9 protein-coding genes are annotated in these 11,074 nt (G+C 70.2%); 6 read left to right on the top strand and 3 right to left on the bottom strand.

Annotated elements, in window-relative coordinates; genetic code table 11:
- Positions 1-925 (top strand): hypothetical protein (locus K8V84_RS21475; RefSeq protein ID WP_304077919.1); only part of this gene is annotated, 925 nt, incomplete at its 5' end.
- Between the two features lie 54 nt (positions 926-979).
- On the opposite strand, the gene ileS is transcribed toward K8V84_RS21475, so the two are convergent.
- Complete coding sequence (ileS, locus tag K8V84_RS21470; protein WP_304077921.1) at positions 980-4,180, bottom strand: isoleucine--tRNA ligase; 3,201 nt, start codon at positions 4,178-4,180, stop codon at positions 980-982.
- 387 nt (positions 4,181-4,567) lie between these two features.
- On the opposite strand from ileS, the gene K8V84_RS21465 reads away from it, so the two are divergent.
- The 4 genes from K8V84_RS21465 to K8V84_RS21450 all read left to right on the top strand — a co-directional run bounded on the left by K8V84_RS21465 (position 4,568) and on the right by K8V84_RS21450 (position 7,039).
- Positions 4,568-4,828, top strand: a complete 261-nt coding sequence (locus K8V84_RS21465) for a hypothetical protein (protein ID WP_304077916.1) — start codon at positions 4,568-4,570, stop codon at positions 4,826-4,828.
- A 263-nt stretch (positions 4,829-5,091) separates the two neighbouring features.
- The gene (locus K8V84_RS21460; protein WP_304077913.1) at positions 5,092-5,502 is read left to right on the top strand and encodes a TraR/DksA C4-type zinc finger protein; all 411 of its coding nucleotides are present in this window, start codon (positions 5,092-5,094) and stop codon (positions 5,500-5,502) included.
- 29 nt (positions 5,503-5,531) lie between these two features.
- A complete protein-coding gene (gene lspA / locus K8V84_RS21455; protein WP_304077910.1) occupies positions 5,532-6,116 on the top strand; it encodes a signal peptidase II in 585 nt (194 codons plus the stop codon).
- Positions 6,113-7,039 carry an RluA family pseudouridine synthase gene (locus K8V84_RS21450; RefSeq protein ID WP_304077908.1) on the top strand — a complete coding sequence of 309 codons (927 nt, stop codon included), beginning with the start codon at positions 6,113-6,115 and terminating at the stop codon, positions 7,037-7,039. The genes lspA and K8V84_RS21450 overlap by 4 nt, the downstream gene beginning before the upstream one ends.
- Before the next feature lie 127 nt (positions 7,040-7,166).
- Here the strand turns inward: K8V84_RS21450 and K8V84_RS21445 are convergent, their stop codons facing one another.
- Complete coding sequence (locus K8V84_RS21445; RefSeq protein WP_304077905.1) at positions 7,167-8,201, bottom strand: DMT family transporter; 1,035 nt, start codon at positions 8,199-8,201, stop codon at positions 7,167-7,169.
- Between the two features lie 73 nt (positions 8,202-8,274).
- Here K8V84_RS21445 and K8V84_RS21440 point away from each other — a divergent pair, with 73 nt between their 5' ends.
- Entirely contained in the window at positions 8,275-9,228 is a 954-nt protein-coding gene (locus tag K8V84_RS21440; RefSeq protein ID WP_304077903.1) for a LysR family transcriptional regulator, read from the top strand.
- A gap of 114 nt (positions 9,229-9,342) precedes the next feature.
- Here the strand turns inward: K8V84_RS21440 and K8V84_RS21435 are convergent, their stop codons facing one another.
- A complete protein-coding gene (locus K8V84_RS21435) occupies positions 9,343-11,025 on the bottom strand; it encodes a thiamine pyrophosphate-dependent enzyme (protein ID WP_304077900.1) in 1,683 nt (560 codons plus the stop codon).
- Positions 11,026-11,074: the final 49 nt, after the last annotated feature.

Raw genomic sequence — 11,074 nt, 5'->3', positions numbered from 1 at the left:
CGTCGAGGCCCCCGCCTCCGAGTTCGCCTACCGTATTCCCGAGCGCGACCCGGCCACCCCCGTGACCGAGGACGACACCGTCGAGGCGGCCGACGCCATGAGCGAGGCAGGCCCCGACGACACCGAGTCCGAAGCCGCCCTCGGTGGTGACGAGGACTTCGCGTCGTACGAGACACCCGAAGACGTCGACGCTGACGAGCCCGAGGCCGCCGAGGAGACCATCGGTGCCAGCGCGGCCTTCACCGACCTCGATCCGGTACCCGAGGCCGAGGACGCCGACGACGAGGACGACGACGAGGACGAGCTCACGGAGAGCGTCGAGGACGCGCCCGTGGAGCCTCAGGAGACGTTCCAGGACGCCGACCCCGACGAACACTCCGCAGCCGCCGTGTGGGCGGACGACGACGAGGCCGAGGCGAAGACCCCGGAATCCGAGGGCCTCGAAGTCGAGGACACCACCGGGCCGGAGGAGGACGCCCCCGAGACCGACGGCGACCGGACCCTCGAAGCGGACGACGACGCTTCGGCGGAGGACCACCCCGCGACGGACGAATCGGTCGAGGGCGAAGAGGGCCCGGACCGGTCCGAGGCGTTCGAGAGCTCCGAGCCGGACGAGGACGTCCAGGACGCGACCGACACCGACGAGGACGCCGAAGCGGTCGACGAGGACGAAGGGGACCCGGACCGCAACGCGGCCTTCGACCGTCCCACCCCGTCGAGCGAGGCCGCCGGAACCGAGAGCGACGAGGGTTCCACGGAGGACGAGGACGACCCGGAACCGGGGGAGGACCCGGCGGTCGCCTACGCGGCGATCTTCGGCGATTCGGTCCCGGAGGACGACGGGGACGACAAGGACCTCCGAGACGACGAGAACGGCCTGGACGAGGCAGAGGAACGTCCCAAGGACCCCTCCCACACGAACTGAGCACACACGAAGGGCGCCGCTCCACAGAGGAGACGGCGCCCTTCGGTCATCGGATCAGGCCTTGCGGAAGGCGAAGGTCACACCGAACTCATCCGACGTGGCGGAGTGCGGGACGTCCTCGCCCGCTCCGGCCACGAAGGCGTCGGCCAGCACCTCACCGGCGATCGTCCGCCCGTGCTCGGACAGGGTCTGTCGGACCGTCTCGTCCTCGGTGGTCCACCACACGTGGATCCGGTCGGACACGGCCAGCCCACTGCTCTTACGGGCCTCCTGAAGCATCCGGACCATCTCGCGGGCCAGACCGGCGCGGCGCAGCTCCGGCGTCAACTCCAGGTCCAGGGCCACGGTCTCCCCGGCCTCGGTCGCCACCGCCCAGCCCTCGCGGGGCTGTTCGGTCACCAGGACCTCGTCGGCGCTCACGTCGACCGACTCGTCCTCGACCGTGACCTGGGCCCAGCCGCTGGAACGCACCTGCTCGACCAGCACCGCCGGGTCGGCCGCCTGAATGGCCTTGGCGACCAGCGGCGTGCGCTTGGCGAACCGCTTGCCCAGGGCCCGGAAGTTCGGCTTGACCACGTAGTCGACCAGGTCGCCGCCGACCGAGGACAACGAGTCCAGGCCGACCACGTTGAGCTCGTCGGCGATCTGGTCGCGCAGCTGCTCCGGCAGGTCGGCGAAGCCCGAGGCGCCCACCAGTGCACGGGGCAGCGGCTGACGGGTGCGCACCGCCGAGTCCACCCGGGCCGAACGCCCCAGCTCCACCAGACGGCGGACCAGCGCCATCCGACGGGACAGATCCGGGTCGATCAGGTCGGCGTTCACCTCAGGCCAGGACGCCAGGTGCACCGAGTCGGCCGCGTCGGGCCGGCGCAGCGCCGACCACACGTGGTCGGTCAGGAACGGCACGATCGGGGCCATCAGCAGGGTGACGGTCTCCAAGGCCTCGAACAGCGTCGCGAACGCCGCCGCGCCCTCGGGGGTGTCGGCCCCGCCCCAGAACCGGCGCCGGGAACGACGCACGTACCAGTTGGAGACGTCGTCGACGAACGCGGTCAGGCGACGACCCGCCCCGGTGGTGTCGAATTCGTTCATCGACCGCGTGACGTCGCGGACGACCTCGTTGAGCTCCGACAGCAGCCACCGGTCCAGCAGTGGACGGTCCTGCGGCGCGGGCGCCTCGGCCGACCGGGAGTGGTCCCAACCGGTACCGGTGTTGGCGTACAGGGTGAAGAACGACGTGGTGCTGTAGTAGGTCAGCAGCACCTTGCGGACGATCTCCTCCAGAGCGGTGTGGCCCACCCGGCGGGCGGTCCACGGCGAACCACTGGCGAGCATGAACCAGCGCAGCGCGTCGGCGCCGTGTCGATCCATCACCGAGATGGGCTCCATGACGTTGCCCAGGTGCTTGCTCATCTTGCGGCCGTCCTCGGCGAGGATGTGGCCGAGCACGACCACGTTCTCGAACGAGTTGCGGCCGAACACCAGGGTGCTGACCGCCAGCAGCGAGTAGAACCAGCCGCGGGTCTGGTCGATGGCCTCGGAGATGTACTGGGCCGGGAAGTTGGCCTCGAAGGTCTCCTTGTTCTGGTGCGGGGCGCCCCACTGGGCGAACGGCATGGAACCGGAGTCGAACCAGGCGTCGATGACCTCGGGCACGCGGCGGGCGACCCGCTGGTCCTCGGGCAGGGACGGGTCGGCGTCGGGATCTGGGATGACGACGTCGTCGACGTAGGGGCGGTGCGGGTCCAGGTTGGACAGGTCCTGGCCGCTGAGCTCGCTCAGCTCCTCCAGGGAACCCACGCAGACCTGGCGGCCGTCGGGGAACTCCCAGATCGGCAGCGGGGTGCCCCAGTAGCGGTTGCGGGACAGCGCCCAGTCGACGTTGCCGCGCAGCCACTCGCCGAAGCGTCCCTCCTTGACGTTCTCCGGCACCCAGTTGGTGACGTCGTTCTGCGCGAGCAGTTCGTCCTTGACCCGGGTGGTGCGGATGTACCAGGAGGGGACGGCGTAGTAGAGGAGCGCGGTGTGGCAGCGCCAGCAGTGCGGGTAGGAGTGCTCGTAGTCCTTGTGCCGAAAGAGCAGCCCCCGGTCCTTGAGGTCGGCGACGAGGGTCTTGTCGGCCTCCTTGAAGAAGGCGCCGCCCACCAGCGGAAGTTCCGCCTCGAAGGTGCCGTCGGGGCGCACCGGGTTGACCACGGGCAGGTCGTAGGCGCGACACACCACCATGTCGTCGGCACCGAAGGCGGGCGACTGGTGGACCAGACCGGTACCGTCCTCGACGGTGACGTAGTCGGCGAGCACCACGAAGTGCGCGGTCTCCTCGAACGGGACGAGTTCGAAGGGACGCTGGTAGGTCCAGCGCTCCATCTCGTCGCCCTCGAAGCTCTCACCGGTGAGTTCCCAGCCCTCGCCGAGGACCTTCTCGAACAGCGGCTCGGCGACCACGAGTCGCTCGTCGCCGTCGGTGGCCACCACGTACTTCACCTCGGGGTGCACGGCCACCGCGGTGTTGGACACCAGGGTCCAGGGGGTGGTCGTCCACACCAGCATCGACGTGGGGTGTTCGGGCGAGGCGAGCGGGCCGGAGGTGATGGGGAAGCGCACGTACACCGACGGGTCGGTGACGGTCTCGTACCCCTGGGCGAGCTCGTGGTCGGAGAGCGTCGTACCGCAGCGCGGGCAGTAGGGGCTGATCCGGTAGTCGCGGACCAGCAGGCCCTTGTCCCAGATCTGCTTGAGCGCCCACCACACGGACTCCACGTACTGTGGATCCATGGTGCGGTAGGCGTCGTCCATGTTCACCCAGTAGCCCATGCGCTCGGTCATGGAGGTGAACGCGTCGACGTTGCGCAGGACGGACTCGCGGCAGCGGTCGTTGAACTCGGCGATGCCGAACTCTTCGATGTCCTTCTTGCCGCTCAGACCGAGTTCCTTCTCCACGGCGACCTCGACGGGCAGCCCGTGGCAGTCCCAGCCGGCCTTGCGGTCGACGTGGTAGCCGCGCATGGTGCGAAAGCGCGGGAAGACGTCCTTGAAGGCGCGCGCCTCGACGTGGTGGACGCCGGGCTGACCGTTGGCGGTGGGAGGGCCTTCGTAGAAGACCCAGTTCTCCTTGCCGCGGGTCTGGTCCAGGGAGCGCTGGAAGACGTTCTCCTTCGACCAGTGGCCGAGGATCTCGCGCTCCGTCGCGGGCAGGTCGATCTGAGCGGGCAGCTGTGGCAGCGCGCGGGATTCGGGCCGGGGGTCGTCGGTCACCGTCGTACCTTTCTCCATCAGGGATGTTCCTGACGGAGGGACGAGGCTTGTCGCGCCCCGCGGTACCACCCTCCTTGGAACCGTGACCGTGACCGCCGGGCGGTTCGGTGAACGGGTCCCACTTCATTGGGTTCGTGCCGGTTCTACTGGGGCCTGTTCCACCGCTCGTCCAAGAGGTGGATCGCCCGTTCTTCCGGCCGCTCCGGGGTGATCTTCGCGTTGGTCGTACCCCCGGGCTCGCACCGTCCCCGGGTCGCTCGGACCGGCACATCGCCTCTAGGCTGTGCCTGTCCGGTCGGGGCCAACGCTACTCGTCCCCATCGACACGGCACTCAGGATATCGCAGTACGGCAAGGCGTACCGCTGAACATGTGGGAGGGCGCGGCCATGGTGGAGCGCACACGGGGCGCGGTGCTGGTGACCCTGTCCGATCGCGAGGACGCCGAGGAGCTGGCCGAGCAGCTTCTGGAGCAGGGATACGAACCCTGCCGGGTGTACCGGGACATGCTCGCGGGCGAGGACGACGCCGAGGACGTGGACTGGGTGATCGAGGTGCTCGTCGGCCCGCACGGGGGACCGGCGGTCTTCGACGAACCGCACCTGGCGCTGCTCGCCGAGGACTACGGAGGGTTCGCCACCGTCGAGTGAACCCCCTTGTCCCGTGGGGGATCTCCGTGCCCGAGGAAGGGCTGCTGGGCGGCACGATCATGTGTCCGGTCTCGCTCTACCGGCGTTCGATCGGACGCCTGCCGGGGTAGACGAGCGGCACGCGATTCACGGCCCGGTTCGTTGCCATGTGTCCGTTGAGCTCCTAGGCTTCGGCGCACCACTCACGGCACCGCGCAAGGGACGACTTCGCAGTTCCGACGGGGGCGCGGGGCAGGTCGTGGGTCGCGCGAAGGGGGAGTGCGATGAACACCACCGAAGCGGCCAGACTGCCGGTCCATCCGGGGGAGGATCCTTGGACCCCGCGGGAGCTCGCCGAGGTCCGAGATCGGCTGGAGAGCGAGGTCGCGTCCCAACGGGAGAAGGTTCAGGAGACCGAGGAAGAGGTGGCCGAGCGGCTCCAGGACCCTGTCGAGGGTGCCGGGGACGATCCCGCCGACACCGGTGCGAAGGCCTTCCAACGCGAACACGACCTGGCATTGGCCTACAATACTCGTGACCTGCTCGCCGAGGGCGAACGGGCGATCGAACGGATGGACGCGGGAACCTACGGGGTCTGTGAGTCATGCGGTCAGGCCATTGGGAAGGCACGCCTTCAGGTCTTCCCCAGGGCCACCCTGTGCGTCACCTGCAAACAGCGCGAGGAGCGTCGCTGACTGAGGTAGAGCCCCCTGGGGACAGCAACATGACCACGACCGACGACAACACGAAGGCCCGTCCACGCAGGTATCCGCTCCTGCTGCTGGTCGCGCTCGTAGCGATCGCCGTCGACCTCGCCACCAAGGAATGGGCGCTCGCGACGTTCCGGCCCGGTGAGAACGTCGACGTGATCGGCAGCTTCCTGCAGTTCACCCTGGTGTTCAACACCGGGGCCGCCTTCTCCCTGGGCACCGGCTACACCTGGGTGTTCACCATCATCGCCTGCCTCGTCGTCCTCGGCGTCGGCTACATCGGATGGCGTGTGCGCAGCGTGTGGTGGGGCGCCACGCTCGGCCTGATGATGGGCGGCGCCGCGGGCAACCTCGTCGACCGGTTCTTCCGTGACCCGGCGCCGCTGCACGGGGCCGTCGTCGACTTCATCCGACTGCCGAACTGGCCGGTGTTCAACATCGCCGACTCCTGCGTGGTGGTCGGGGCCTGCCTGGTGGTCGCGCTGACCTTCAAGGGCCTGAACCTGGACGGGACGATGATCGCCGACGAGAAGACCGCAAAGGCGGACGCGAACACGGAGAACCCGGACGCCGACGGCGAGGGGAAGAGGGGCGAATGAGCGACATCAGGAGCCTGCCGGTCCCCGATGGGCTGGAAGGCGACCGACTCGACTCCGCCATCGCGCGGATGTTCGGTCTGTCCCGTACCCGCGCGGCCGAGCTGATCGGTGACGGCGGTGTCCTGCTGGACGGCGCCGAGGCCGGCAAGTCCGACCGGGTCCAGGCCGGGGCCTGGCTGGAGGTCACCCTTCCGCCACCGCCCACCGCCCCGGTGCCGCGAGCCGACCCCGTCCCCGGCATGAACATCGTGCACGAGGACGCCGACATCATCGTGGTCGACAAGCCGGTCGGCGTGGTCGCCCACCCCACGGTCGGCTGGACCGGGCCCAGCGTCCTGGAGGGCCTGTTGGCCTCCGGGGTGCAGCTGGCCACCAGCGGCGCCGCCGAACGCCAGGGCATCGTGCACCGCCTGGACGCCAACACCACCGGGCTGATGGTGGTCGCCAAGAGCGAGACGGCCTACAGCGTGCTCAAGCGGGCGTTCAAGGAGCGCACCGTCGACAAGCGCTACCACACGCTGGTCCAGGGGCACCCGGACCCGCTGCGAGGCACCGTCGACGCCCCGATCGACCGGCACCCCGCCGGGGACGGCCGCTGGGCCGTGGTCGCGGGTGGACGCCCCTCGGTGACCCACTACGACACCCAGGAGGCCTTCCGGGCCGCCAGCCTGCTGGAGATCAATCTGGAGACCGGGCGCACCCACCAGATCCGCGTGCACATGTCCGCGCTACGTCACCCCTGCGTCGGTGACATGCTCTATGGCGCGGACCCGACCCTGGCGGAGAGGCTGGGGGTGCGCCGTCAGTGGCTGCACGCGGTCCGCCTGGGATTCGACCACCCCACCGAGCACCGCCCGGTGGAGTTCTCCAGCCCCTACCCGGACGACCTGTCCGCCGCGGTCGAAAAGCTCCGCGAGGACTAGGGGACCGGGGGACTCGACAGGTGGTCGGCCGTTCGGCCGGCCGCGGATCTCCCTCGCTTGTACGGGAGGACGCCCGTGCCCGCTTGCCGGGCGCGGGCGTCCGCTGTGAGCGGGGGCCTCCCGAGCTTCAAGAGCGAGGCCGGGCGTCGACGGGTTCGGTCGATGAGGCGCTCTTCGGCGTGGTCGCGGCCGGGGGCCGTCCGGCGCTCCCACGGGGGCGCCGCAGTCGCACCACCCCCTGGCACAGCGCGGCGCCCAGGATGATCACGAGCGCGCCCAACGGCTGGTTCCAGGTCAGGGTCTCGCCCAGGAGCACCACCCCGGCGGTCACCGCCACCACCGGCACCGCGTAGGTGACCGTGGTGGCCACGGTCGCTCCCGCGCCGCGGACGATCCCGTACTGGAGGACGTAGGCGAAGCCCGTACCGAGGGCGCCCAAGGTGGCCACGGCCAGTGCCGCCTGCCAGGTCAGGTCGGTGGGAACACCGCCGGCCCACGGGACGAGCAACAACAGGGGAAGCGAACCCAACAGGAGTTGCAGGGCGCTCAGCTCCAAGGCGCCGTGCGAGGTCCCGGCGACGAAGCGGCGCAGGTAGGGGGTGCCGATCCCGTAGCAGGCGGTGGCGCCCACGACCAGGAGCATGCCGAGCATCCCGTCGCGATCGTCCACACCCACCGTGGTCAGGGAGTTCCACGCACCGAAGACGGTGAGCACGCCGAGGAAACCGATGACGAGTCCCGACAGGCGTTCGCGATCGGGTCGTTCGTCGGACAGCAACAGCATCGAGAACACCACACCGAACAGTGGGGTGGAGGCGTTGACGATCCCCATGAGCGCGGACGGGATGAGCTGTGCGGCGAACCCGAACAGGGTGAAGGGGATCGTGTTGAGCAGCAGGGCCGCCACGAACAGGTGGCCCCACAGGCGAGGGGAGGTGGGAAGGCGACCCCCGCGCAGGGAGAGGACCGCCACCAGCGGCAGCGCCCCCATGAGCATGCGTCCCAGGGACAACTGCACTGGGGTCAGGACCTCCGCGCCGATCCTGATCAGGACGAAGCTCATCCCCCACACCAGGGTGAGCAGAACGAACTTCGCACGCCACCCGGACAGGGGTCGTGGTGAGGAGGAGGCCGTCGCGGAGGGATCCGGGGAGGTGTTCATGGAACGGTTCTATCCCCGCCAGACGCATTAGGTCTACTTCATTCTGCTTAAGTGATGAGTTAGTGTTTCTTTCATGCTCAGTGTCGACCGGCTTCGCGTCCTCCACGCCATCGCCGTGCACGGATCCCTCAGCTCCGCCTCCAAGGCCCTCCACGTCACCAACTCCGCGGTCTCCCAACAACTGACCAAGCTGGAACGCGAAGTGGGGCAGCGCCTGGTGGAACGCAACGGCCGTGGCGTGCGGCTGACCAACGCCGCCGAACTCCTCGTCGACCACACCTCGCGCATCCTGTCCCTGGTCCAAAGGGCCGAGGCCGACCTCGAGGCCCACCGCGACGACGTCACCGGACACCTGCGCCTGTCCGCCACGCCCACCGCGGTCCGTGGACTGCTGCCCCGGGCGCTTCCGGCGCTGCGCGAGGCCCACCCCGGGTTGCGTGTGGAGCTTTACGAAGAGGAACCCCACGAGAGCGTGCCCACCATGCTTCGCGGGGAGGCGGACCTGGCCATGGTCGTGGACTGGGTCGGTCGTCCCCTGCGACTGCCCGAGGGGATGACCCGTGCACCGCTCATGGAGGACGTCGGTGACATCGCCCTGCCCGCGGACCACCCCCTGGCCCACCGGGAACTGCTCGAACTCGACGAGATCCTCGACCTGCCCTGGATCAGCTGGGGCCGTGGTTCCATCTGTGACGACTGGCTGCACGACATCATCCGCGGGCGCGACGGCGAACCGAACGTCGTGCACAACGTCGAGGAACACCAGACCAAACTGGCGCTCATCGCCGCCGGGATCGGGGCCGCGGTCATGCCCCGCCTCGGTCGAGGGCCCCTACCCGAAGGGGTGCGGGTCGTCCCCGTCCAACCGGCCCTGGTCCGCCAGGTCTACGTCTTCTGGCGCACCGACGCCTCCCGGCGCCCGGCCATCCGCGCCGTCGTCCGCGCCCTGCGCGAAGCCGCGGCCCACCTCACCGACCAACGTCCCCTCCCGGTCTCGGGCCCGGTGGGAGCGGCGCGTCAGGGGTGAGGAGGGGGTCGATGGGGCGGCGGGCCGGAGTGATCGGCCCACCGCCCTCGCGCGGGCCTCACCGCGAAGGTGGCCCACGGGTCACGCACGTCGGCGGCATCGGCGCACGGCCGATCACCCCGGGCCGAGCAGGTCCGACATCGTGGTGGTCGGGCTGATCACCTCCGGGTCGGTGCGCACGTCCACCAGGGTCGGCAGGTCGGAGGTGATCGACTCGGCCAGGGCCTTCTCCAACTCCTCACGGGTGTGCACGGTGGCGCCCCGCGCTCCCAGGGAGCGGGCGTAGCCGGCCAGGTCCAGAGGGCCGCTGATCTCCGTCCCGGCGAGCCGGCCCAGCTCACGTGCCTGATGCATCGCGATCGTGCCGTAGAGCCCGTTCTGGAAGACCACCACGGTCACGGCGGCGCGCATGCGCACCGCGGTCTCCAGTTCCTGACCGGTCATCAGCGCCCCACCGTCACCGGCCACGGCCACCACCGTGCGTTCGGGGTCGGCGATCTTGGCCGCCACCGCCGCCGGGACGGCGTACCCCATGGCCCCGCTGGTGGGGGCGAGCTGGGTCCGTGGATGCCGGAACCACCAGCCGCGGTGCAGGAAGGACGCGAAGTTTCCCGCGTCGTTGGTGATGAGGGTGTCCTCGGGCAGGGCCTGGCGCATGCCGGCCACCACCGACCACGGGTGCATGCGCCCACCCTGGTGCTCGGCGACCTCCCGGGGCGGGGTGGAGCTTTCCACCCACAACCGCCGGGCGGCGCTCCAGTCCCGGTAGGGCACCTGCCCCGGAGCCTCGGCCAGACCGGACAGGGCCTTGCCGGCGTCGGCCACCGCGCCCAGCCACACCGGACGGGTCGCGCCCACCTGTTCGGGGTCGACGTCGATCTGCGCCACCCGGGTCCGCCCGTCGGACTCCGGCAGCAGGTACCCCTGTGTGGTGGTCTCGCTCATCCGACATCCCACCACCAGGACGGCGTCGGCGTCGGCGAGCGCGCCCAGGACCGCGCTCGGCGCCCCCAACCCCAGGTGGCCCAGGTACAGGGGATGGTCGTTGGGGAACACGTCCTGACGCCGCCAGGCCGCGTACACCCCGGCGTTGTAGCGTTCGGCCGCCCGCACCAGGTCCTCGCGCGCGGCACGCGCACCGCCACCGGCGATGATCACCGGCCGTACCGCCCGGGTCAGCCAGGACGCCAACCGGTCACGATCGTCCGTGCCCAACGGTGGTCGGGGAGCCGTGAACGGCTGCGGTACCGGGCGCTCTCCCAGACGCCGGCCGAACAGGTCGCCCGGCACGGCGATCGCGACCGGTCCCGGTCGCCCGGTGGTGGCGATCCGGATCGCCCGCGCGGTGATCTCCGGCAACCGGTCGGCCCGGTGCACGGTGGTGGACCACTTGGTGATCGGTGCGTAGAAGGCGGTCAGGTCCACCTCCTGGAAGGCCTCCCTGCCCAGCCGTTCGGTCTCGGCCTGGCCCAGGAACACGATCATCGGGGTGGAGTCCTGCATCGCGGTGTGCACGCCCACCGCCAGGTTGGCCGCGCCCGGGCCGCGGGTGGCGGCGGCGACCGCCGGGACCCCGGTGAGCTTGGCGTCGGCCTCGGCCATGAAGGCGGCGCCGCCCTCGTGCCGGGTGGAGACCAGAGTCATCTCGGGGTGGTGGTCGATGGCGTCGGCGAGTTCGAGGAAGCTCTCACCGGGGACGGTGTAGCAGCGTCTGATCCCGGCTGTGGCCAGGACCTCCACGGCCGCGTGCGCGGCGGTGTCGGTGGGGGGTAGGGGCCGTTGTGCGGCAGGGGCCATGGAGGCGGGTCCTTCCATCGTCGCAAGGTCCTCTCAAGGCGCGCTCGGA

Source organism: Nocardiopsis listeri (genome assembly GCF_020741345.1).
GTDB classification, from domain to species: domain Bacteria; phylum Actinomycetota; class Actinomycetes; order Streptosporangiales; family Streptosporangiaceae; genus Nocardiopsis; species Nocardiopsis listeri_A.
Note: the sequence above shows the minus strand (reverse complement) of the source record. Positions and strands in the feature narration are given on the sequence as shown.